The 23,808-nt window shown below is 63.3% G+C and carries 17 protein-coding genes and 1 tRNA gene; 9 read left to right on the top strand and 9 right to left on the bottom strand.

The window, feature by feature from the left end:
• The first annotated feature begins 398 nt into the window (after nucleotides 1-398).
• The 3 genes from ABEA18_RS09350 to ABEA18_RS09340 all read left to right on the top strand — a co-directional run bounded on the left by ABEA18_RS09350 (nucleotide 399) and on the right by ABEA18_RS09340 (nucleotide 3,596).
• Complete coding sequence (locus ABEA18_RS09350) at nucleotides 399-1,967, top strand: NCS1 family nucleobase:cation symporter-1 (protein ID WP_345449071.1); 1,569 nt, start codon at nucleotides 399-401, stop codon at nucleotides 1,965-1,967.
• Nucleotides 1,968-2,051: 84 nt separating this feature from the next.
• A complete protein-coding gene (locus tag ABEA18_RS09345; protein ID WP_345449069.1) occupies nucleotides 2,052-2,810 on the top strand; it encodes an aspartate/glutamate racemase family protein in 759 nt (252 codons plus the stop codon).
• A gap of 21 nt (nucleotides 2,811-2,831) precedes the next feature.
• Nucleotides 2,832-3,596: an SDR family oxidoreductase gene (locus ABEA18_RS09340; RefSeq protein WP_345449068.1), complete on the top strand. Its 765-nt coding sequence runs from the start codon at nucleotides 2,832-2,834 to the stop codon at nucleotides 3,594-3,596.
• Between the two features lie 27 nt (nucleotides 3,597-3,623).
• On the opposite strand, the gene ABEA18_RS09335 is transcribed toward ABEA18_RS09340, so the two are convergent.
• Both ABEA18_RS09335 and ABEA18_RS09330 read right to left on the bottom strand, forming a co-directional pair.
• On the bottom strand, nucleotides 3,624-4,535 hold the full coding sequence (locus ABEA18_RS09335) for a glutaminase (RefSeq protein ID WP_345449066.1): 912 nt from the start codon (nucleotides 4,533-4,535) through the stop codon (nucleotides 3,624-3,626).
• A gap of 5 nt (nucleotides 4,536-4,540) precedes the next feature.
• The gene (locus ABEA18_RS09330) at nucleotides 4,541-6,157 is read right to left on the bottom strand and encodes a PucR family transcriptional regulator (protein WP_345449065.1); all 1,617 of its coding nucleotides are present in this window, start codon (nucleotides 6,155-6,157) and stop codon (nucleotides 4,541-4,543) included.
• Nucleotides 6,158-6,429: 272 nt separating this feature from the next.
• Here ABEA18_RS09330 and ABEA18_RS09325 point away from each other — a divergent pair, with 272 nt between their 5' ends.
• From ABEA18_RS09325 to ABEA18_RS09315, 3 genes are all read left to right on the top strand, one after another.
• On the top strand, nucleotides 6,430-8,028 hold the full coding sequence (locus tag ABEA18_RS09325; RefSeq protein ID WP_345449064.1) for an amino acid permease: 1,599 nt from the start codon (nucleotides 6,430-6,432) through the stop codon (nucleotides 8,026-8,028).
• A 41-nt stretch (nucleotides 8,029-8,069) separates the two neighbouring features.
• Nucleotides 8,070-10,850 carry an aminotransferase class I/II-fold pyridoxal phosphate-dependent enzyme gene (locus ABEA18_RS09320; protein ID WP_345449063.1) on the top strand — a complete coding sequence of 927 codons (2,781 nt, stop codon included), beginning with the start codon at nucleotides 8,070-8,072 and terminating at the stop codon, nucleotides 10,848-10,850.
• Between the two features lie 123 nt (nucleotides 10,851-10,973).
• Nucleotides 10,974-12,464 carry a cation:dicarboxylate symporter family transporter gene (locus tag ABEA18_RS09315; RefSeq protein WP_345449061.1) on the top strand — a complete coding sequence of 497 codons (1,491 nt, stop codon included), beginning with the start codon at nucleotides 10,974-10,976 and terminating at the stop codon, nucleotides 12,462-12,464.
• A gap of 64 nt (nucleotides 12,465-12,528) precedes the next feature.
• On the opposite strand, the gene ABEA18_RS09310 is transcribed toward ABEA18_RS09315, so the two are convergent.
• From ABEA18_RS09310 to ABEA18_RS09300, 3 genes are read right to left on the bottom strand one after another with little or no spacing between them, the layout of a single operon-like run.
• The gene (locus ABEA18_RS09310) at nucleotides 12,529-12,930 is read right to left on the bottom strand and encodes a sterol carrier family protein (protein ID WP_345449059.1); all 402 of its coding nucleotides are present in this window, start codon (nucleotides 12,928-12,930) and stop codon (nucleotides 12,529-12,531) included.
• Nucleotides 12,931-12,946: 16 nt separating this feature from the next.
• Nucleotides 12,947-13,963: an asparaginase gene (locus tag ABEA18_RS09305; RefSeq protein WP_345449058.1), complete on the bottom strand. Its 1,017-nt coding sequence runs from the start codon at nucleotides 13,961-13,963 to the stop codon at nucleotides 12,947-12,949.
• Nucleotides 13,964-13,999: 36 nt separating this feature from the next.
• Complete coding sequence (locus tag ABEA18_RS09300) at nucleotides 14,000-15,577, bottom strand: molybdopterin-dependent oxidoreductase (protein ID WP_345449057.1); 1,578 nt, start codon at nucleotides 15,575-15,577, stop codon at nucleotides 14,000-14,002.
• 133 nt (nucleotides 15,578-15,710) lie between these two features.
• Here ABEA18_RS09300 and purD point away from each other — a divergent pair, with 133 nt between their 5' ends.
• Nucleotides 15,711-17,021 (top strand): phosphoribosylamine--glycine ligase, encoded by a 1,311-nt coding sequence (gene purD / locus ABEA18_RS09295; protein ID WP_345449087.1) that lies wholly within the window; start codon nucleotides 15,711-15,713, stop codon nucleotides 17,019-17,021.
• 3 nt (nucleotides 17,022-17,024) lie between these two features.
• Complete coding sequence (locus ABEA18_RS09290; protein ID WP_345449056.1) at nucleotides 17,025-17,960, top strand: phosphoribosylaminoimidazolesuccinocarboxamide synthase; 936 nt, start codon at nucleotides 17,025-17,027, stop codon at nucleotides 17,958-17,960.
• Between the two features lie 63 nt (nucleotides 17,961-18,023).
• On the opposite strand, the gene ABEA18_RS09285 is transcribed toward ABEA18_RS09290, so the two are convergent.
• On the bottom strand, nucleotides 18,024-19,310 hold the full coding sequence (locus ABEA18_RS09285) for a helix-turn-helix domain-containing protein (RefSeq protein ID WP_078107616.1): 1,287 nt from the start codon (nucleotides 19,308-19,310) through the stop codon (nucleotides 18,024-18,026).
• 138 nt (nucleotides 19,311-19,448) lie between these two features.
• On the opposite strand from ABEA18_RS09285, the gene ABEA18_RS09280 reads away from it, so the two are divergent.
• Complete coding sequence (locus tag ABEA18_RS09280) at nucleotides 19,449-19,712, top strand: hypothetical protein (protein WP_345449055.1); 264 nt, start codon at nucleotides 19,449-19,451, stop codon at nucleotides 19,710-19,712.
• Between the two features lie 288 nt (nucleotides 19,713-20,000).
• Here the strand turns inward: ABEA18_RS09280 and ABEA18_RS09275 are convergent.
• The 3 genes from ABEA18_RS09275 to ABEA18_RS09265 form a co-directional block, all read right to left on the bottom strand.
• Nucleotides 20,001-20,077, bottom strand: a tRNA-Pro gene (locus ABEA18_RS09275).
• Nucleotides 20,078-20,163: 86 nt separating this feature from the next.
• Nucleotides 20,164-21,981: an ABC transporter ATP-binding protein gene (locus tag ABEA18_RS09270; protein ID WP_345449054.1), complete on the bottom strand. Its 1,818-nt coding sequence runs from the start codon at nucleotides 21,979-21,981 to the stop codon at nucleotides 20,164-20,166.
• Complete coding sequence (locus ABEA18_RS09265; protein ID WP_345449053.1) at nucleotides 21,978-23,807, bottom strand: ABC transporter ATP-binding protein; 1,830 nt, start codon at nucleotides 23,805-23,807, stop codon at nucleotides 21,978-21,980. Before ABEA18_RS09265 ends, ABEA18_RS09270 begins: the two co-directional genes overlap by 4 nt.
• Nucleotide 23,808 lies beyond the last annotated feature (1 nt).

The raw sequence follows: 23,808 nt of genomic DNA, 5'->3' as shown, positions 1-23,808 counted from the left end.
CAGCTGGGAAGTCAACCCGCTAAGGATGTGTGAGGTCTCTTCTCCTGCAGCCACGTCCAACCTCTCTTCCTTGAATGTCTGGGCGCTTGCACTGTGGTGCGCGCTGAAACGTGCATAGAAATTTCGTATTGTGAGAATAAAATTCTGTAATTCGAGATTAGCCATGCGTTCGCCGAGCGTCAATCTCGCGCTGCGGAGGCTAGCGCCCGCAAGGCCTCGCGGCCCCACGCTGCCGTTTGTGACCGTCGTCGGGAGCGCGGCCCTTGACCAAACGTGACCTAGCTCATACAGTTATTTCACTATTCAATAACTAGATTCCACGATGCGAAAAAGCTTCAACTCCTCTCACAGCGTCTCGGAAGCCTAGTTGCAGCACCACAAAGAAGTGGAGATCCACGATGCAATCGACTCCCCCAGTCGGCGTCACAACGGCTCCGGAGCAGACCGTACTGCCAGGCAGTTCGGTCCATCCGTCAGTAGGAAATGAAACCCTGTGCGATGTAGCGTCCGTCGCAGCAGGCCGCGACATCAGCCCCAGCCTCTATAACCTCGACCTCGCCCCCACGAAGAAGGAGGGTAGGCGCTGGACCAGCTACAGCATCTTCACCCTCTGGGCCAACGACGTCCACAGCCTTGGCAACTACGCTTTCGCCATCGGCCTCTTTTCGCTTGGCCTGGGCGGGTGGCAAATCCTCGTGGCCCTGGGCATCGGCGCGGTCTTGCTGTTCACCCTTTTGACCTTCTCCGGTTTCATGGGCCAGAAGACCGGCGTCCCTTTCCCGGTGATGAGCCGGATCAGCTTCGGTATCCGGGGCGCCCAGCTGGCCAGCCTCGTCCGCGGGGCGGTGGCCATCGCCTGGTTCGGAATCCAGACCTACCTTGCCTCCGTGGTGCTTCGCGTCATGCTTGTCGCGATGTTCCCTGGACTCAAAGACATGGACGCCAACTCGATCCTTGGCCTGTCCACCCTTGGCTGGATCGCCTTCGTATCGCTCTGGATTGTCCAGTTGGTCATCGTCAGCTTCGGCATGGAAATGATCCGCAAGTACGAGGCCTTCGCTGGGCCCATCATTCTCGCCACCATGCTGGCCATTGCCATCTGGGTCTTCGTGGAGGCCGGGGGCGCCATCCAGTGGTCCGGCATCAAGGGCCTCGAAGGCGGGGAGATGTGGCGCACGATCTTTGCCGGCGGCGCCCTCTGGGTCTCCATTTACGGCACGTTCGTCCTGAACTTCTGCGACTTCACCCGTTCCTCGGTGTCCAAGAAGTCCATTGTCCGCGGCAACTTCTGGGGCATCCCCATCAACATGCTCCTGTTCGGCGCAATCGTGGTCATCATGGCCGGCGGCCAGTACAAGATCAACGGCAAGATCATTGAAAGCCCCTCGGACATCGTGCAGAGCATCCCCAACACGCTCTTCCTTGTCCTGGCCTGCCTCGCCTTGCTGATCCTGACCATCGCAGTGAACCTCATGGCGAACTTCGTGGCACCCGTTTACGCACTGACCAACCTCTTCCCCAAGCACTTGAACTTCCGCAAGGCAGCCTGGGTCAGCGGCACCATCGGCCTGGTCATCCTGCCGTGGAACCTCTACAACAACCCCTTGGTAATCGTGTACTTCCTGGGCGGACTCGGCGCCCTGCTCGGCCCGCTGTTCGGCGTCGTCATGGCCGACTACTGGCTCCTGCGCCGCGGCAAGGTCAACATCCTTGACCTCTACACGGACCACCCTTCGGGCACCTACTTCTACAAGCGCGGCGTCAACCCCCGGGCGATCGCCGCAATGGTTCCGGCCGCCGTCGTCGCCGTCCTCATTGCGTTCGTTCCGGCTCTTGAGGCCGTGGCGCCGTTCGCCTGGTTCTTCGGAGCAGGCATCGGAGCGTTGTGCTACTACGTGTTCGCGGACAAGAAGCAGCAGCACACCGACGTCTCCGGCGAGCCGATCGCCGTCGTCAGCAACCACTAATACTCAACTGGTCCCCACCGCCGAGCTTGCGAAGCGAGGGTGGCGGTGGGGACCAGTTGGGCTAACCGGCCGGAAGGAAAACACATGCGCATCCTCGTCGCAAACGTCAACACCACCCAATCCATGACCGACTCCATCGCAGCCCAGGCGCGAAGCGTGGCGGCTCCGGGCACCGAGATCATCGGCATCACCCCGCGGTTCGGCGCCGATTCCTGCGAAGGGAACTTTGAAAGCTACCTCGCCGCCATCGCAGTGATGGACCGCGTGGTCAACTACCCCGAACCGTTCGACGCCGTCATCCAGGCCGGCTATGGCGAGCACGGCCGCGAGGGACTCCAGGAGCTCCTCGACGTTCCGGTGGTCGACATCACAGAGGCCGCGGCCAGCACCGCGATGTTCCTCGGCCACAAATACTCCGTGGTCACCACTTTGGACCGCGCCGTCCCGCTCATCGAAGACCGCCTCAAGCTCGCCGGGCTCGACGACCGCTGCGCCTCCGTCCGCGCGAGCGGGATGGCAGTGCTGGAACTCGAGGAATACCCGGAACGCGCAGTCGAAGCCATCGTGGAACAGGCCGAACGCGCCGTGCGTGACGACAAAGCCGAAGTCATCGTCCTCGGCTGCGGCGGCATGGCAGGCCTCGACGAACAGATCCGCCTGCGCTGCGGCGTTCCGGTGGTGGATGGCGTCGCAGCCGCCGTGACCATTGCCGAGTCGCTCGTCCGCCTGGGACTGTCCACGTCCAAGGTCCGGACCTACGCCACACCGCGGCCCAAGACCGTCATAGGCTGGCCCCTGACCACAACGGACACGACGACGGCGGATGCTCCCGCCGCGCACTAGCCCGACAAACAGGAGAACCGCGTGAGCGAAACCATCCCTACCCGGCCCCGGGTCGCCGTCGTCACCGGAGCCGGTTCCGGGATCGGGCGGGCGGTTGCCCGCCTTCTGTTGGCCGAAGGCTACCGCGTTGCCCTCGCCGGACGGCGGGAAGCGCAGCTTCTCGAAACTGCCGACGGCCACGCCGAGGCGCTGGCGGTGCCGTGCGATGTGACGGTGCCCGACGACGTCGCGCGCCTTTTCGCGGCGGCCCGCGAGCGCTGGGGGAGGGTTGATGTCCTGTTCAACAATGCGGGCATCTTCGGTCCTTCCGGCGGCGTGGACGAGATCGGCGTGGCCGATTGGGATGCGACTTTGGCCGTGAATGTCACCGGTTCCATGTTGTGCGCGGCCGAGGCCGTGCGCACCATGAAATCGCAGGAACCGCAAGGCGGCCGCATCATCAACAACGGCTCCATCTCCGCCCATTCGCCGCGGCCATTGTCCGTCGCGTACACCGTGAGCAAGCACGCCCTGAGCGGCCTGACCAAGAGCATCGAGCTGGACGGGCGTCCGTTCGGAATTACCTGCGGGCAGATCGATATTGGCAACACCCGTACCGAGATCATGGACACCATCGGCGTGGGCTCGGGGGCGCTCCAGGCCGATGGCAGCCGGCGAGTCGAGCCCATGTTTCCCGTCGAGGATGCTGCCCGCGCTGTGCTCATGATGGCCAACATGCCGGCGTCGGCCAATGTTGGTTCCATGGTGGTGACCGCCGCCGGGATGCCGTTCGTGGGCCGCGGCTAGCTGGCAGCTGCTGGAAGCCCGGCGCCGCTAGAAGATCGACCAGCCTGTGCGGGTGGTGAACTCATCGAGGGCGGCAACGCCCGCGAGTGAATTCCCGGATCGTCCCAGGCCGGGGCTCCAGACGCAGATGGTGCATTTGTTGGGCACCACGGCCACAATTCCGCCACCCACCCCGCTCTTTCCAGGGAGCCCCACCCGGTAGGCGAATTCGCCGGCGGCGTCGTAGGTGCCGCAGGTGAGCATCACGGCGTTGATTCTCTTGGTCTGCGAGGGGGACAGCAGCGCCGTGCCGTTCCCGCGCAACCCGTTGTTGGCCAGGAACCTGCTCGCGAGGGCCAAATCAGTGCAGCTCATTTCAAGCGCGCACTGGTTGATGTATGCCTCGAGGACCGAGTCCACGGGGTTTTCGAGGTTTCCGTAGCTGGCCAGGAAGTGCGCCAGCGCGGCGTTGCGGTGACTGTGCGTGGCCTCTGAAGCTGCGACCTCGGGGTCGGCGTCGATCGAGCTGTTGCCGCTTTCCTGCCGGAGCAATTCCCGGACGGGAGATGGCGAGTTGCCCACGATGCTGAGCAGCCTGTCGGTGACAACCAGGGCACCGGCATTGATGAACGGATTCCGCGGAATTCCGTCTTCGTGTTCGAGCTGCACCAAGGAATTGAACGGATTGCCGGAGGGCTCCCGGAACACGCGCTTCCAGATCCGGTCGCCATCCCCGGCCAGCACCAGGGCGAGGGCGTAGACCTTCGAAATGCTTTGGATGGAGAAAGGCACGTCAGCGTCTCCGGAGGAGAACACATCGCCGTTGGCCGTTGCCACGGAAATGCCGAATTGCTTGGTATCCACCGCGGCCAGGCTCGGGATGTAGTCCGCAGGCGCTCCTTGGCCGAGCAAGGGCTGAACCGTGCCGACAATGTCGTCAAGGAGATTCTGGAGGTCCATGTTTCTTAGTGCCGTCCTTCGGAGTGGGTCCACAGCCTGAGCTGAAGATGCGCGAGCAGCCGTTGCTCTGCGGAGTGGAGGTCGATGCCGGCCACTTCGCAGGCTCGCCGCAGCCGGTAATGGACCGTATTCCGGTGGACGGCCAGTTCTTCAGCGCACCGGTTCACATCACCGAAGAATTCAAGGTACGTCAACAGCGTAGTGGCGAACTCCGGGTACTTGTCGCAAAGCAGGGAGATGCCACCATGCCGAAGGTCGGTCCTCGAAGCCAGAAGCTCCAGCAATTCCTTCGTCAGAACCGTCGTTTCCACGTCTGCGTAGGACGCCACATGGATCGAGGGAGTGCTTTCCAGAACCTTCAATACGCTGCGGACGTGCTCCAGCGTTCCATGCAATGCGTCGAGGCGTTCGACGACGGGCCCGACGGCGGCCTGCACCTGGCAGTGCAGGTGTACTCTTGCGTCCCGGACAATGACGTTGATGAGGCGGTTGATGGCCGGCGGAGACTTTATGGGGTCAAGGTCAGGAAGAATCATGGCTATTTCCAGGCCGATGGCTCCCACCACGGCACCGGGACGGTAGGCGGCCGCATGGATCGATGCCACATTGGCCAACTCGCCACGCCGCAGTTGCAAGCCCGCTGCCGTCTCGTCGTCGCCTTGGGCGGAAATCAGGACGAGGGCTGCCGGCTTGGATGGATCGATGCCCGCGGACTGTGCCTGGGAGTGGATCTGGGGAGTGCCGCTGAGCAGGCTGGATATCCTGTCGCGCCGTAGTGCCTGGGATTGCTCGTTGCGGTGCCGGACCAGCTCTATGGCCGCGTGCCGTGCCGCTCCAACCATGAGCTTGTCCGTGTTGCGAGCGAGGGGTTCCTTCCCTTCCTGAAGCCAGATGTACCCCAGGATCCTGTTGCCTGCGTGGATACCTATCGCCACCCGTTCCCGGAGACCTTCCGTCGGGTTGGCTTCCATGTGGATGGGAGCCTCGGCCGCTTGCAGGTGCTTGTAGACCCCTGACTCCTTCAACAGTTTTTGGTAACGCTCCGGTCCACGCCGGGCCAGGATGGAGAGCCTGCGGAGTTCATCGACGTCGTTGGAGGCCGGCGAGTACGCCAGGACGCGGTTTGCCGGATCCTCAATGACCACGTGGCCGTTGGCCAGGGTCGCGGTGGTCTGGGCGATCGCAAAAAGATCCCGGTGAATGATCGTGGACGCGTCGGTGGAAAGTGCAGGCTCCTGGATGCGGTTCTTGGCGATGCTTTCCAGCGTTCCCCAGTTCATTGCCGGAGACACTGCGATCAGGCCGATTCCGGTGGGAAACAGCACTTCCCGGACGGCGTCCAGGTCCTCCTCGTTCCCTTTCACCGCGACGGCTGCGGGGTAGTCCGGAATCAGCTTCCGGATGCCGGGCAGTGCAGCGCGACCCCGGACTCCGATCAGCAGGACCAAGCTCCCGCGTTGGACCGGCGCCTCGTCCTCGGCGTCCACGATCACCGTTTCACGAACCGTGCCGTTGTCCGTTCCGGGAGGAACAAGCAGTTGCCCGTTGTCGACGCCAATGTCTTCAAGTATGTCGCTGAGCATGGCGCCAATGACATGCTCGGCAGATTCATGGGGTGCCACCCGTATTCACTTCCTCTAAGCGGCTTAGCCGCGCTCACAGCCTTGAACACTACTCGCACTCTGGCGGAACGAAGTTGTCATTCGCGCACAACGGGGGTCGGGCGAATTTAGCTGGCCAGACAGTTCCTTCCCTTCCGCCGGAACCTAAAGTTGTTTGCGTCCCCTCCTCTGACGATCCAGCAGTGTAGCTGTGATTCCACGTGTCAGCAGGGGGACAAGTTCTGGAGCATGCAGCCGCACCCGCGGAACCGGAGTCAAAGGAGACCCCTGGAATGAAACGCACACTGAACCCGCCTGCGCCGAGCCCGATCGCCGGGGCTAAGATTGCCGGGCTTGATCCCGCTGATTCGCTGGAAAACAACCTGGAGCTTCTTGGCGACCGTTCGAGCGCTGCGCAGGATTTTTCAAGCGAGGACGCCGGTTACCACAAGACCCTCAAACCCCGGCAGATCCAAATGATAGCGATCGGGGGTGCGATCGGAACGGGCCTCTTCATGGGGGCGGGTGGCCGATTGAATAGTTCCGGTCCGGCCTTGATCTTCGTCTACGCGCTCTGCGGGTTCTTTGCGTTCCTGATTCTGCGCGCCCTCGGCGAACTGGTTCTCCACAGGCCATCCTCGGGTTCGTTCGTGTCCTATGCCAGGGAGTTCTATGGTGAGAAGCTTGCCTACGCGGCCGGCTGGTTGTACTTCCTCAACTGGGCCATGACCTCGATTGTCGATGTCACCGCCGTGGCGCTTTACGTCAAATTCTGGGGGCAATTCTGGGTGCCGCTGCAAACAATCCCACAATGGCTTATCGCGCTTTGCGCCCTCGTCATTGTCCTGGCCCTCAACCTCGTCTCCGTGAAAATCTTCGGCGAGATGGAATTCTGGTTCGCCATGATCAAGGTGACTGCGCTGGTAGCTTTCCTCGTCGTCGGGGTCTGCTTCATCGTCTTTGGTGGGAAGACCGACATCGGCGTTCCCGGGATGGGCGTGATCCTGGACCACGGCGGAGCTTTCCCGACCGGTGCCGTAGCGCCCCTGCTCGCGATCAGCGGCGTCGTGTTCGCGTATGCCGCGATTGAACTTGTTGGTACGGCTGCAGGCGAAACTGCCAACCCGGAAAAGGTGATGCCCAAGGCCGTCAACACGGTGGTCTTCCGGATCGCACTCTTCTATGTCGGTTCCGTGGTGCTCCTCTCGCTGCTCTTGCCGTTCACGGCGTACAAATCCGGCGAATCGCCCTTCGTTACCTTCTTCTCCCATCTCGGAGATCCCCATGCCGCGGCTGTTTCGGCATCGGTGATGAACTTCGTTGTCCTGACAGCGGCATTGTCGAGTCTCAACGCCGGCCTCTATTCCACGGGCCGGATCCTGAGGTCCATGGCGGTCAATGGCTCCGCGCCACAGTTCACCGCCAGGATGAGCAAATCGGGGGTGCCGTATGGCGGAATCCTGCTGACAGCGGTGATCACTCTTCTTGGCGTCGGCCTGAATGCCCTGGTGCCGTCCCAAGTCTTCGAGATCGTTCTCGAGGTGTCTGCGATCGGGATCATCGGCGGCTGGGCAACCATCATCCTGTGCCACATCAAGCTTCAGACCTGGGTCAGGCTCGGCAAGGCCGTTCGTCCGTCATTCCGACTCTTCGGAGCCCCCTTCACCTCATACCTCACGCTCGCCTTCCTTGCCTTCGTTCTCGTCACGATGGGCTTCTCGGAGACCGGGCGCTGGGTGCTCGCTTCCCTGCTGCTCCTGATACCCCTGCTCATTGCCGGCTGGTTCGCTTGCCGCAAACGGATCCTGGAGGCAGCCGAGGCCCGACGCGGCCACACGGGCGACCTGCCCGTCGTCGCCGGTTCCTTCTCCCAGGGCGGCCAACGCTCCTGATGCACAACGAATTGATGGAAAGCGGAATTACCTTGCCCGGCATGACGTCGCGAAACAACAGCGCCACCCTGACCCAGCAAACCACCCTGTGCAAGCGAAGCCTGCGGGACATCGGCACGCCCAGCAGCGCGTGGCGTTCGCGCGCCGACGCGTGGGAGTTTCTCGGGTACGCGTTCAAGCAGCTGGCAAAGGGCGGCCCGGGAACGCGGTCGCATTCCGGTCTGCAGGACCAGGCCATCCAGGCCCTGGGCCTGCTGCAGGCCGTGGAACTGTATTGGGCGGCGCCGGGGCTGGCCGCGTTGGCGCCGTTACTCGACTGCGTGGATTCGGGTGATTACGACGCCGGACTGGAGATGATCCGCGGAATGTCCCACCTGATGCCTTCCGTCGGCCCGGGACCAGTCAGTCCGGAACCAGGTCACTCCGGGCCGGAGCGCTCCATTTCGGGTGTTCAGGACGAGGGCTCCGGGGAGCAACGGCCAGCGAGGGAGCGGCCACGGTTCGAGGTCCTGTTTGTCGACGACATCACCGAACAAGAAGCCGAAGCGCTGAAAGCGGACATGCTGGCCCAGCGGAGGCCGTCGGATGCCTTCACCTATGAACTCATCGTGGTTCCCAGCTACGAGGATGCGCTGGTTGCTTTGGTCCTGAACCCTGCCATCCAGGCCTGCATTCTCCGCCCGGGATTCACCATCGGCAGCAGCCAGCCGCTTGGCCGCGACTTGAGGAAATACGTTGCCGGCCTGGTTGGCCCTGAACTTGCCGGAATGCCACCGCTGGGCAGGTTCCTTAGCCTGGCCGAGCAGATCTCCGAGTTACGCCCTGAACTGGATGTGTACCTGGTAGCCGGTGTCGCCATGGAGAGCCTCGCGGGTTCGCTGACGAAGCGGTTCCGGAGGATTTTCCGCAGGCAGGACAGTCTTGACCTGCACCTATCGCTGTTGTCGGGCGTCGCTGAGCGGTACAGGACCCCGTTTTTCACAGCGCTGCAGGAATACAGCCGGCGGCCGGCCAGCGTCTTCCACGCCTTGCCGATCTCTCGCGGCGGCTCGGTGGGTAATTCGCCGTGGATCCGCGACATGGTTGATTTTTACGGGATGAATCTTCTCTTGGCCGAGACGTCTGCGACTTCGGGGGGCCTCGATTCGCTGTTGGATCCGCACGGATCGATCAAGGAGGCCCAGGACTTGGCGGCGCGGGCTTTCGGCGCCCAAAAGACCTTCTTCGTCACGAATGGAACATCCACCGCCAACAAGATCGTTCATCAGTCCATCCTTGCTCCAGGGGATGTGGTCCTCGCCGACCGCAACTGCCACAAATCCCACCATTACGCTTTCGTCCTCGCCGGGGCCCAGGTTTCCTACCTGGATGCCTACCCGCTGGACCAGTACGCGTTCTACGGCGCCGTACCCCTCGCCAGCATCAAGGCCCGGTTGCTGGCCTACCGACGTGCCGGGCGCCTGGACGCAGTCAAAATGATCACTCTGACCAACTGCACCTTCGACGGCATCGTCTATGACGTCGAACGGGTCATGGAAGAATGCCTGGCCATCAAACCCGACCTGGTCTTCCTTTGGGACGAGGCCTGGTTCGCCTTCGCCCGGTCCCACCCCGTCTTCCGACGCAGGACGGCCATGGCAGCGGCGAGGACGCTTGAGGCTTCTTTCGGTGATCCCGACTACGCGGGCAGGCATGCTGAACAAGCGGCATCGCTCCACGACGCGGTGACGGGCGCGCCCGCCGATGATGAACTCTGGCTGAAGACCCGGCTGATCCCGGATCCAGCGAAAGCGCGACTGCGCGTCTACGCCACGCAGTCCACCCACAAGACCCTCACTTCGTTGCGCCAGGGGTCCATGATCCATATCTTCGATCAGGACTTCAGCGAGCATAACCAGGAGGCGTTCCGCGAAGCGTATATGACCCATACTTCGACATCGCCCAATTACCAGATCCTCGCTTCTCTCGACATCGGGCGCCGCCAGATAGAACTTGAGGGTTTCGGCCTGGTTCAGAAACAGGCGGATCTGGCAACCAGCGTCGCCCAGGCTGTGGCCCGCCACACCTTGCTGAAGAAGTACTTCCGGGTCCTCACGTCGACGGACCTCATTGCGGCGCCTTATCGGGAAACGGGCAGCGCCATGCCGCTCCGGGACGGGCTGGCAGCCCTGGCGGACGCCTGGCGGCACGACGAGTTCGTCGTCGACCCCAGCCGCCTCACGCTGGATATCAGCCGGACAGGGATCGACGGCGACACATTCCGGCACCGCTATCTCGCCGACAAACACGGGATCCAAGTCAACAAGACATCACGTAACACTGTGCTCTTCATGACCAACATCGGCACTTCCCGCAGCGCCGTCGCCTACCTGATCGAAGTCCTGGTCAAGCTGGCCGAGTCGTTCGAGGAGGAACGGGCGGCACGGAAAACGGCGGACGCCGGTCTCGACGTGGGCCTCACGGGAGCCACTCCGCCCTTGCCGGACTTCAGCAGGTTCGCGGACCGCTACCGGGGCGATCCGCTCAGTCCCGATGGGGACATCCGGGCCGCCTATTTCGAGAGCTACAAGGATGGATCAACCGCGTACCTGGCGGCCGACGAGCTCAAGGCCAGGATCGCGGCGGGCGAGGAAGTTGTGTCGGCCGGATTCGTCACGCCCTACCCTCCGGGGTTCCCTATCCTCGTTCCGGGTCAGGTCATCACCAGCCAGACGTTGGCGTTCATGGCTGCATTGGACACGCGTGAAATCCACGGCTTCGACTCAGGGCGCGGGTTCCGGATCTTCGCGGACAAGGCGGTCAAGGCGGTCAGGGACGCGTAGCACTGAATCAGTCGATTCCACATTGTGAAATTTGAATTCCCCCTTGTGGAATGGTGTGATCGGGATTACATTGAATTCATCCCCGAAAATCGGGGCTGTTCCCAAACTGATTGGTTCAGATCAATGAAGTTCCCAGACTCTGCGGCGCTGAAGGCGAGTTCGGCCCCGCGGAAGAAGAAGCCACTGTACAAGTCGCTCTTCTTCCAAATTCTGATCGCCGTCGTCGCAGGTGTACTCATCGGCCATTTTTGGCCGAACATCGGGTCCGCCCTCCGGCCACTGGGCGATGGTTTCATCCAACTCATCAAAATGATCATCGCTCCGCTGATCTTCCTCGTGATCGTCACGGGTATCTCGGCAGTGGGCGACGTCAAGGCGGTCGGAAGGGTCGGGGTCAAGGCCCTCCTATACTTCACCGGCGCCACGCTTTTCGCACTGGTTTTCGGCCTGATCGTGGGAAACCTCGTCCAGCCCGGCGCCGGACTGCACATCGATCCGAGCACCCTGTCCCAGGACGCGCTGAACGCAAAGACCGGGACTGCGCCGCCCAAGGATGCGGCTTCCTTCCTCCTGGACATCATTCCCACCTCGGTGATCGGCGCGTTCGCCAGCAACAGCCTGCTCCAGGTCCTGTTCTTCTCGGTCTTCTTCGGCGCGGCAATCGTCGTCATCGGACGCGAGCGGTGCCTACCGGTCATCAGCCTCATGGAAACCGTCCTGGAACTGATCTTCAAGATCATGTCCTGGATCATGAAGGTGGCACCCATCGGTGCCTTTGGCGCCATGGCGTTCATCATCGGCCAGTACGGACTGGACACCCTCGGGACGTATGCGCTCCTGATCGCCTCCTGTTACGGGGCGGCCATTGTCTTCATCGGCCTACTGTTCCTCGTCGCCTGGAGCTTCGCCCGGGTGCCCCTGTGGCAGTTCCTGAAGTACACCCGTGAGGAATTCCTCCTCGCACTCGGCACCGCTTCCACCGAGGCGGTCATGCCCCGGATCATGACCAAGCTGACCAACGCTGGTTGCTCCCGGGCCACCACCGGCCTGGTTGTCCCGACTGGCTACTCCTTCAACCTCGACGGCGCCGCGATCTACCTTTCGATCTCGCTGCTGTTCCTGGCCCAGGCCTTCGGCCACCACCTCGACCTCGGCCAGCAGCTGGCAGCCCTGGGTGTCCTGCTCCTCACGTCCAAAGGCATGGCGGGCGTCCCGGGCTCGTCGTTCCTGGCTCTCTCGGCCACGGCCGCGGCACTGGGCATCTTCCCGGTCGCCGGCGTCGCGCTGCTCCTCGGTGCAGACCGCCTCATGGACTCCATGCGCGTCGTCGTCAACCTCCTGGGCAACTGCGTGGCTACGTTCGTCGTCGCGAAATGGGAAGGCCAGTTCGACCGTTCGGTCATGCTCCGCGCCTTCAGGGGCGAGATCACCAACGAGGATTCCGCCATCATGCTCGGAGCCGAAGACGTCTTCGAGGAACAGGAAATCGAGCGCCTCAGCGAAGGCCGCGAGCCTTCACCGAAGTTCCGCGGCGGCCCGAACCCCGATGCGATTCCGCAGTTCGAAATGACCAAACCGGGCCAACACCGGAGCCCCTCCGTCAGTCCGGACTAAGGCACCACGCACCATTCCGGTTGATCGCCCCACGGCGCCGTGGGGCGATCAACCATTTAAGCGCTCAGAGCAGCGGCAGCAGCTCCGACAAATCGGCGCGCAGGCCCGACGCGGCTACCCGTCCGGCGTCGACGGCGTCGGACCAGGCCAAGCGGCCGGTGACCATCGCCAGCCAAGTGGCGGCGTCGCACTCTATGACGTTGGGCGGGGTGCCGCGCGTATGCCGGGGTCCCTCCACGCACTGGGTGACGCCGAAGGGCGGCACCCTGACTTCAACCGAATTGCCGGGAGCGCGGGCGGTGAGTTCCTCGAGCGAGTAACGCACCGCGGTGGCCAGCACAGTGCGCGAAGGCGGTGTCCCCGGCACCGTTTCTGGTCCGACAGTGCCCTGCCCGACGGCGGCCTGCCAAGCGGCCAGTGCCGCGCGGCCTTCCGCAAGGTCGATCCGGCGTCGTGCAATTGCCATGGTTCGCCGGTTCCAATCAGTCCAGCAGCGCCGAAACGGCGTGGCCGAGGCGGATCCTGCCAACCGAGTGTCCGCCGCCGAGGACGGGCTCCACGACCTTTTCGAGCACGCTCGAGACACCGGGAATATCGACGGCGCCGGCAACCGCGAGAAGCGTGAGTCCAACCAGGGTGGCTGCGCGGGGATTCCCGTCGAGGATCTTCACTGCGACGGAGGCGCCTGTGGGGGTTGCCAAGACCAGGACGCCTTCCGCTCCGCCCTTGGCAAGCACTTCGAGTTCGTCCATGACGATGGTGTTCGCCTCGCCGCGGCCCTGTACTGCCCACGGGTAATCCAACATGGATGTGGCGATGGTTGCCGCGCGGGCGTTGGAACTCTGGTCCCGCGGGGCCTGGGCAAGGCGCGAGTACGCCCGCGCCAGCCCGGTCAGGGAAAGCGCGGCGACCGGTGCCCCGCAGCCATCAATCCCAAGATGGGCGATTTTCTCGCCGCTGTATTCCTCGATAACGGTCCGCACTCGGTGCTGCAAGGGATGGTTCGGCTCCAGGTAACTGTGCGTGTCCCAGCCGTTCTCGGTGCAGGCCCAGAGGAACGCAGCGTGCTTGCCTGAACAATTGGAAGCCAATTTGGACTTGCCGTGCTCAGAACGGATCAACCAATTGCGGGCAACTTCGTCCTGTGGCCACTCCGAGGGGCATTGCAGCTGTTCTTCACGGACGCCCGCGGCTTTCAGCATGCCTTCCACTACGTCCATGTGATCCAGCGAGCCCACATGGCTGGCACACGCCAAAGCCACCTGGGCGCCGCGCAAGGGAACCCCCGACTGCATCGACGCGAGGGCCTGGAAAGGCTTGAGCGCGGAGCGGGCGTAGATGGGCGTCGCGATGTCGCCGAGCCGGGTCACCACGGAGCCGTCACCGGAAAGAACCACTGCGGAACCGATGTGGCGCGATTCGATGAAGCCGCTGCGTTCGATCACTGCCAGTTCGACGGCGGACTCAACGCTAAAGGTTTCATGCGAGCTCAATGGCATGATGCAAGTCTAGGGTGAACGAACCGTCTTCCCGGGCTACTCCACGGTCACCATGACGGACTGCCATCCCGAGGCACCGTCAGGCACAGGATCCGCGCGCTTTTCGGTCTGCACTTCGCCGGTTCCGTCCGTGGCCCGGACCTTGATGTAGTGGGGTCCCGGAGTGGCGTCCCAATTGAAGGACCACTGCCGCCACGTGACAACAGATGCCTCCGCGGCAAGGGTGGCTTCGACCCATGGGCCGTTGTCTATCTGGACCTCCACCTTCTTGATGCCGCGGGTCTGGGCCCAGGCCGTGCCGCCCAAAGCGACCCTGCCGGCGGGCACCTTGGCGAAGGACTTGGGAACTTCAAGGCGGGCCATGGTCTTGATCGGACCCCGCTCGGACCATCCGCGGGTGGTCCAATAGGCTTTGCTGTCCGCGAATCGGGTGACTTCCAGATCCACCACCCACTTGGTCGCGGAGACGAAGCCGTAAAGACCAGGAACCACCATGCGCACGGGGTAGCCGTGTTCGAGCGGTAGGGGTTCGCCGTTCATACCGATGGCCAGGATGGCATCCCTGCCGTCCTGGAGCACTTCCAGGGGGGTGGAGGCGCTGAAGCCGTCGATCGAGGTGGAGAGGACCATGTCTGCTCCGGGTTTGGGTCGGGCTTGTTTGAGCGCGTCACGGATGGGCATGCCCAGCCATTTGGCGTTGCCGGCCAGGTTCCCGCCTACGGGGTTGGACACACACGTGAGCGAGACGTGGGTTTCGATCAGTTGGGCGTCGAGCAGATCCTGAAACTTCAGCCGGACCTCCTGCTCCACCAGTCCGTGGATCCGGAGCTCCCATTCCTGGGCGTTGATCTCAGGCACGCTCAAGGCGGTGTCGATCCTGTAAAAGTCCTTGGACGGGGTGAGCCAGGGGGTGACTCCCGGCGTCGGGGACTGGACGCCCGCGGGAACGGGAGCGGCGGCCCGGGCGGGAGCGGGGAGTTTCAAGGAATCCCGTGCCTTGGCCACATTGCTGCGTGCGGCGCTCAGGAACCGGCCGCCGCCGGCTGCGATGGCGGCTGCGGCAACGGTGATACCGGTGGCGGCGAAGAAGGTTCGGCGCGACGTGGCGGGACGCTCGATGCCTTTCGCCGCGGTGTCGGCAGGGGCGTCAGGGAACGAGTTCAGCCGCCAGAGCCGGGCCACCAAGAGGCGGAGAACCACGAGCCCAGCCACCGTGCCGATCAGGCTCGGTATGGAATCCACAGGTTTCACGCTGGCCCGGGTCACCACAGCGGCCACGATCACCGCACCCATACCGAGAACACCCAACACGCCCAGCGCCCAATTGCGGAAGGCCACGATACCCAGCACGCAAGCGAGCACGAAGATGGTCAGGGCCATGCCCACAAACAGCGCGGCTTTGTCATTGGTGCCGAACGTGGTGACGGCAAAGTCCTTCATCCACGGCGGTGTGAAGTCGATGAAGGTGGACCCCAACGCAATCACAGGAGTTGCCCGGGCCGTAAAGAAGGCGCCGATCAGTTCCGCAACGGAAAGTACGACGGCGGCAGCAGCCACCCCGGCCAGTGCAGCCAATGCGGTGGGTCCCCTGAGCCAGTTCCTGAGCTTCTTCATGCAGGTTGTTCGTAGCCGGAGGCCGCCAAGATGGGTTGGACATGCTCCCTCTTGGCTTGTGGCCAAGGTGGGCATGTCCAATGGTGGAGACAGCTTAGGAGTCCTGCCCCCGCACAAAGTACCCTTGAAGACTGTGAAGGTACTCGTCATTGGCCCCGGCGGCCGCGAACACGCAATTGTCCGCTCCTTGCTCAAGGATCCCAACGTTTCCGAGGTCCATGCGGCTCCGGGCAACGCGGGCATCGCCAAGCTGGTCCCCACGTACGCGATCGACGGGAACAACCCCGGCGCCGTCGCAGCGCTCGCGACGAAGCTGGCGGTTGACCTGGTTGTGGTCGGCCCCGAAGCCCCACTCGCGGCGGGCGTATCCGACGCCGTCCGCGAAACCGGCATTCCGGTCTTCGGCCCCAGCAAGGCCGCGGCGCAGCTCGAAGCCTCCAAAGCGTTCGCCAAGGAAGTCATGGCCGAGGCCGGCGTGCCCACCGCCATGGCCCGCGTGGCAACAAACGCCGCAGAGGCTGCTGACGCACTGGACACTTTCGGCGCTCCGCATGTGGTCAAGGATGACGGGCTGGCCGCCGGCAAGGGCGTCGTGGTCACCAATGATCGCGAGGAAGCTCTCGCCCACGCGCAGGCTTGTTTCGACGCTGGTGGAACCGTGGTGATCGAGGAGTTCCTGGACGGACCCGAAGTCTCCCTGTTCGTGCTGTGCGACGGCCGCACCACCGTGCCGCTGTCCCCGGCTCAGGACTTCAAGCGGATTTTCGACAATGACGAGGGCCCCAACACCGGCGGCATGGGCGCCTACACCCCTCTTGACTGGGCACCTGTTGGCCTGGTCCAGGAAGTCATCGACCGGGTGGCCCAGCCCACCGTGGACGAGATGGCCAGCCGTGGAACTCCGTTCGTCGGCGTCCTCTACTGTGGCCTGGCCCTGACTTCCCGCGGCACGCGCGTCATCGAATTCAACGTCCGTTTCGGCGATCCCGAAACCCAGGCAGTCCTGGCCCGGCTCAAGACCCCGCTCGGCGCCCTCCTGCTGGCAGCCGCCAAGGGCGAACTGGACCAGGCTGAAGAGCTGCGCTGGTCGAAGGAGTCGGCGGTCGCCGTCGTCGTCGCCGCCGAAAACTACCCGGACACGCCCCGCACGGGGGACCGCATCCGCGGCCTGAACAAGGTGGACGCGCTGGAAGGCGTCCACGTCATCCATGCCGGCACCAAACTGGATGAAGAAGGCCGGCTTGTCTCCGCCGGCGGCCGCGTACTGGCGGTTGTCGCGCTGGGAACGGACCTCGTGGAGGCCCGCGAGCGGGCTTACGACGGCGTGGAGCTGGTCCAGCTCGACGGCGGACAGTTCCGTACCGATATCGCCGGCAAGGCAGCCCGCGGCGAGATCCATGTGGTCTCCCCGGCCACCGGCTCGATCCCGAATGTGAAAGCCTGAACCATGCCTGAAAACAACGCAAACGGCCTGCAGACCGAAACCCTCGACCTCCCGGGATGGAAGCACTTCTACTCGGGCAAAGTCCGCGACCTCTACGTTCCGGCGGATGATCTCGAGGGGGCCGCATCCGGCCAGGACCGTGTCTTGGTGGTGGCCAGCGACCGCATCAGCGCCTACGACCATGTCTTGAGCAGCGAGATCCCGGACAAGGGCCGGGTCCTCACCCAACTGAGCCTGTGGTGGTTCGAACAGCTTGGCGTGGAGCACCACGTCCTTGCATCCACAGCCGCCGAGGGTGTGCCCGCAGAAGTTGAGGGCCGGGCGATGATCTGCAAGCGGCTGGAGATGTTCCCCGTGGAATGCATCGCCCGCGGGTATCTCACGGGCTCCGGCCTCGCCGAGTACCGCCAATCAGGCACCGTCTGCGACATCCCCTTGCCCGAGGGGCTGGTTGACGGCTCACGCCTCGGCCACGCCATCTTCACGCCTTCTGCCAAGGCTGAAGTCGGCGAGCACGACGAGAACATCACCTACGACGACGTCGTCGCGATGGTGGGCGACGATATCGCCGCACGCCTGAGTGAACTCACGTTGAAGATCTACACCCGCGCGGAAGAGATCGCCCGGGGTCGCGGAATCATCCTGGCCGACACGAAGGTTGAATTCGGTATCGACGTCAACACGGGCGTCATCACCTTGGGCGATGAGGTCCTGACGCCGGATTCCTCACGCTTCTGGGATGCGTCCACTTACGAGCCGGGCAAGGCGCAGCCATCGTTCGACAAGCAGTTTGTGCGTGACTGGCTGACTTCCGCGGAATCGGGCTGGGACCGCTCGAGTGACACGCCGCCGCCCGCGCTGCCGGCCGACGTCGTGGAGAAGACGCGTGCCCGCTATGTGGAGGCCTACGAAAAGCTGACCGGCCGGACTTTCGTCTGACTAGCAGTTGTTGTCGTTTAGCCGCGGCTAAACGACAACAACTGCTGGTCAGTTGGGTTCGCGCTAGCTTGCGCGGGAAGACTGCGCGCTCCCGCCATGGCCCGACGCTGCCCGACGTTCCGCCAGCCTGATCTCCAGTACGGAGTCCATGGCCTGCTGGACGCGGTCGGCGGCGCCGGCGGCGGTGAAATCGCGCTGGGCTTCTTCTAGATGGACCAGTGCGTCCGTGTTTTCGCCGGCCGCTTTGAGTGCTTTGCCAAGGAGGAAAGCGACTTCGCCTGCAGTGTGCCGGGCGAGTACATCGCGGTCCGCGTGGATTTCGCGCAGCTTGGTGATGGCGGCCGGGATGTCGCCCGTCAAGTACAGCCAGCGGGCGCGGATAAAGGCAACTTCGAGCTGGTCCGTCTTGTTTCCGCCCACAATCGACAGAGCGAGTTCAGCGCGTTCGATAGCTGAGAGCGTCTCCGGCTCCACGATTCCCGAGGACAGCCGGACGGCCGCCGATGCCTTGTTGAAACGGGCCCACAGCTCAATGTCATTGGCCGGGGAGAGCAGCTTTGCGGCGCGCTCGTGATGCTTGATGCCTTCAACATAGTCGTGGCGCATGAAGGCCACGTTTCCCACCACCCAGGCCACTTCGCCTGCAAGCTGCGACATCGAATGGTCGTCCATCTGGTTGTTCATGGCCTGGCAATATGTCCAGGCTTCGTCCAACCTGCCACTCTCGGCCAATGCACCGATCAGAGCGCGGTGCGCCCCGATGATCAACGTTGAGCCTTTGGGCAGCTGCTCGGATAGCCTTACGGCTTCCTTGGCGTGCTCGACGGCGGTGGCAAGCTGCCCTTGTCCGTGGCAGACGGCGGCAAGCATCTGCCGGGCACGGACTCCGAGGCCTGCGGATTCGGTAGCCATGGGATGTTCCAGGAGATGCTGGATGATCTGCTGGCATTCCTTCAATTGCCCCTGCTTCATGAGGCATTCGGCCTGCATGTAGGTCATGTTCCACCAGGCGCTGGTGTTCTTTGCCTCGAGCGCGATTTGGGCGGCGGTTGATGCGTGGCTTGCGGCAAGCGGGTAGTCCCTGAGGTCCCAAGCTTGCCTGGCGTACAGCCCTGCGAGCACGTATTCGGCGTCACTGACGGATACGGGCTGGCTCCAGGCTTCCAAAGCTTTTGGTGCCAGCTCCAGACGGCGGGCGAGTTCTTCAATGACTTCGGCCGTGGGCTCCCGCCGTCCGGTTTCAAGAAGCGAAATGTAGCTGGGCGAGTAAAGGTCCCTGCCCAATTCAGCCTGGGTCAGCCCACGTTCGAGCCGTTCGGCACGGAGCTTTTCTCCGAATCCGTTCCCCACAGGTTCCTCCTAGAGGCTTGTCTTTGCGCTGTCTTTACGCCTAAAGCTTGACAGTCGCTGTGGAAAACATTTTACAATGAATGTCAACAGGGACCGCTAAATTTCCGTAACGAATCCGACTCGCATTGAGGAAAAATTATGTTGAAGAAGATTGCTGCAGCAGTGGCCTTGGCCGGCGCTCTTGCATTCTCCGCCGCGGCGCCAGCCGTGGTTTCGGCAGCCCCTGTGGCAGACACCGTCAGTACGGTGCTCAGCATTGGTAACTGGCCAGATCCGATGAGGATCTCGCAGGCTATCGGTAACTGGCCTGATCCGATGGGTGTGGTTTCTCAGGCTATCGGTAACTGGCCTGACCCGATGAAGGTCTCGCAGGCTATCGGCAACTGGCCCGATCCCGTGTAGCTCGACGGCGGCTCCCGGAGATCCCGGCAGGCGCTGGATAATTCAAATGAAGTGAAGAAATCCCCGGTAGTCTGAAATCGACACACCGGGGATTTCTTTTGCGCCAAGTTCGGCGTGGACCGTGATATACCCCTGGTCATTGTGCGGCGGTTGTTAACAACACTTGTCTCTAAACCTTGGGCGGGTGAGGAAAACCGGTCAGGGGAATGTTTCTCCGGTTTTCCGGGGCGTCCGAAAAGCTCGTTAAATAAAGTAGAAGACCTTCCGAGTGGAAGGTCTTCTACCAATTGGTCGGGATGACAGGATTTGAACCTGCGACCTCTTCGTCCCGAACGAAGCGCGCTACCAAGCTGCGCTACATCCCGATCCGCTGCGAAAGCAACTGTTCAAGAATAGCCGATCCCTCCCCGGATGCGAAATCGAAGGAAGCCGCCCCCGGGGAACAACAACCTCAGACCAGCGAGTCCTTCCAGGCGCCGTGTAAGCGGGCGAAGCGTCCTCCTCCGCCGATGAGTTCGGCAGGCGTGCCGTCTTCAACGATGCGTCCCTCGTGCACCACCAGCACCCGGTCTGCGGTCTCCACAGTAGAGAGCCGGTGGGCGATGATGATCGCGGTCCGCTCGGAGTCCGTTCCGGACAACAGCCTGCTGAGGCCGGCCTGCACCAGCCGTTCGGAGGGGATATCAAGCGAAGATGTCGCTTCGTCCAGGATGAGCACTGCCGGGGCCGCGATGAATGCCCGGGCAAAGCCGATCAGCTGCCGTTGCCCGGCGGAGACACGGCCGCCGCGTTTGTTGACGTCCGTGTCGTAGCCGTCAGGCAAGGCGGAGATGAAGTCGTGCGCACCGACGGCCTTCGCAGCTTCTTCGATCTCCGCGCGGGTAGCTTCAGGCCGCCCCAAGACGATGTTGTCCGCTACGGAGCCGCTAAAGAGGAAGGCTTCCTGGGTGACCATCACGACGGCGCGGCGCAGGTCCGCCGTCGAGAGCTCCCGGAGGTCGACGCCGTCGAGGGTCAATGAGCCTTCGGTGACATCGTAGAAGCGGGCGATCAGCTTGGCGAAGGTCGATTTGCCGGCACCGGTCTGTCCGACGAGCGCTATGGTCTGTCCGGCGGGAATGTGAAGGTCCAGCTTGGGGACCACCACCTTGCCGTTCCCGTAGCCGAACTCGACGCCACGGAAGTCGATTTCCCCGCGGGCATGGGGCAAGGGCACAGGGTTCTTGGGCGGCCGGACCGTCGGGACTTCTTCGAGCAGGCCGGACACCTTCTCGAGCGCGGCCTGGGCGCTCTGGAAGGAGTTGTAGAACATGGCCATCTGGTCCACGGGCTGGAAGAAGCGCTTCGTTGAAAGGATCAGTGCCAGGAGCACGCCCACCGCCAGGTCTCCGGAGAGCACCCGGAAGCCGCCGAAGAGCAGGACCACTGCCACGCACACGTTGCCGATGAGGACCAGTCCCGGTTGGAAGACACCGTTGAGGTTGATGGAGCGGACGGTGACTTTGCGGTAGTCCTCGGAGAGTTCGGCATAGCGCTGGGCGTTCTCCGGCTCCTTGCGGAATGCCTTGATGGCCCGGATTCCGGTCATGGTCTCCACGAAATGCACAATCAGCCTGGCGGACACCACCCGGGATTCGCGGAAGGCGATCTGCGAGTGCTTCTGGTACCAGCGGGCCAGGAAGTACGCGGGCACGCCGGTGGCGAGCATGAGTAGCCCGCTGCGCCAGTCGAGGGCAAATACGGTAAATGCCGTGAACAGCATGAACAGGATCCCGGATGCCAGCGAGCTGACACCCGAATCGAGGAGTTCACGTAGCGCCTCAAGGTCCGAAGTCTGACGCGCGATGATCCGGCCGGACGTGTACTTCTCGTGGAACTCCAAGCTGAGCCGTTGGGTGTGCCGGAAAACCCTCAGCCGCAGGTCAAGGAGCATTGATTGGCTCAGCTTCGCCGTGGAAGTGACGTAGAGGGCCGTCAGAATCGCCGTTGCGACGGCCGCTGTCAGGTACAGGACGCCGGCCTGGACCACGGGCATGTTGTTTCCGGCGAGCAGCGAGGGCAGTGCGTGGTCGATGCCGAAGGCGATGATCGCCGGTCCGGCGACGCGGGTGGCCTGCGAGAGCACCACCATGGCCAGCGTCAGCCAGAACCGCAGCCGCACCGGGCGGATGAGCGATCCCAGCAAGGCGACCGACCGCCGTCGTACTGCTTTGCTGTCGCTGCGGCTCAGGTGGGCGTTGTCTTCATTGGCGGTTCCGAACGTGCTCATCGGCGGCCCTCCCCGGCTTGGTCCATGTGCTGTTCCGAATCCAGCTGGTGTTCCAGCTCGTCGAGTTCGAGGTCGAGGTCCTTCGGACCGGAGTCGAGGCTTGCGATCACGTAGCGGTAGTGCGCGTTGTTGGCCAGCAGTTCCGTATGGGTCCCGACGGCGGTGATGCTTCCGTTTTCGAGCAGCGCCACCCGGTCGGCCAGGGCAACGGTCGAGGGCCTGTGCGCGACGATGAGCGTGGTGGTGTCCCGGAGGACTTCGCGGAGCCTGGCTTCGACGAGTTCCTCAGTGTTCACGTCCAGGGCCGATAGCGGATCATCCAACACGAGGACCTTGGGCTTGGCTGCGATGGCCCGGGCGAGCGCGATCCGCTGCCGTTGGCCGCCGGAAAGACTGAGGCCTTCCTCGCCGATGAGGGTCCCGACGCCGTCGGGCAGGGAATACGCGAAGTGCGCCTGCGCGACGTCGAGCGCTTCCTCGAGGGCTTCCTCGGACGTGTCGGGCGCGCCGAGCAGCACGTTGTCCCGGACGGAGCTGGAAAACAGGGTGGTGTCCTCGAAGGCGACCGCTACGACGGTCCTCAGTTGCTCGACGCTGAAGTCGCGGACATCCACGCCGTCAATGGTCACGGATCCTTCGGTTACGTCATAGAGCCGGGGTATCAGCTGGAGCAAGGCGCTCTTTCCGCTGCCCGTAATGCCCACAAGCGCCATGGTTTCGCCGGGCCTGATGTCCAGGGTGATGTCGTTCAGGAGCCGGGCGCCGTCGTCGAAACCGAAAGCGGCACCCTTGAAGCTCAAAGCCCCGCGCAGTTCCTTGGGTGTTCTAGGGTTCGCCGGACTGGTGATGGTGTTGGGCGTGTCCATGACCTCGAAGTGGCGGTCGAGCGCGGTCTTGGCGGTCAATGCCATGGCCAGGAGGGTCCCCGAGAATTCCACCGGTGCTGCCACAACAGCCGCGGTGCCGAAGAACGCGACCAGGGAACCGATGCTGAGTTGGCCCGTGGAGACGAGCAGGATGCCCGCCACGAGCCCGACGCCGAGCGCCAGCTCGGGCAGCAGCGTCACAACGAGGGTGAAGGTGGCTTGGTGTTTGGCCTTGGCGATCTCGGTCTGCCTCAGCTCCTCGGCCTGCTCGTTGAAGTTCTCCAGCGCTTCGCGGCTGCGACCGAAGGCCTTGAGCACGCGGATGCCGTGAACGGACTCCTCCACCATGGTGGCGAGATCGCCGGCCTGGTCCTGGCTCAGCCGGGTCACGAGGCTGAAGCGGCGGCGGAAACGGAAGGAATAGACCATGATGGGCACCGCGGCGGCCAGGAAGATCAACGCCAGCTGCCAGCTCATCGCGAACATCACGGCGACGCCGATCACCACGGTCAAGGTGGTCACCACCAGCATGATCGCGCCGAAGGCCATCCAACGCCGCAGGAAGTTCAAGTCCGTCATCGCGCGGGACAAGAGCTGTCCTGAGCCCCAACGGTCATGGAAGGAAACGGTGAGGTCCTGCAGATGCCCGTAGAGGGACACCCGCATCCTCGATTCCACGGTGGTCGCGGGATTGATGACGAACTGGCGCCGCAGCGCCACAAGCCCGGCTTCTGCGATGCCGAGTGCCAGGACCACGACGGCGGCAACCCAGACAGCGTTGGTAGGGCCGCCAGGGTGGAGGGAGCCGTTGATCAGGACCCGCAGCACCTGCGGGATGGCAAGCGCCATGATGCTGGCCAGCAAAGCGCTGACCAGCCCCATGAAAAGCCGGGGGAGGATCGGTTTAACGTGCGGATAGAGACGTTTGACGGAGGTGAAGAATGAAGTCTGTTTGGCCATG

It is taken from the genome of Arthrobacter gyeryongensis (assembly GCF_039543785.1).
In the GTDB taxonomy this organism is placed as follows: domain Bacteria; phylum Actinomycetota; class Actinomycetes; order Actinomycetales; family Micrococcaceae; genus Arthrobacter; species Arthrobacter gyeryongensis.
The sequence above is the reverse complement of the archived record's forward strand: the minus strand, read 5'-3'. Positions and strand labels throughout refer to the sequence as shown.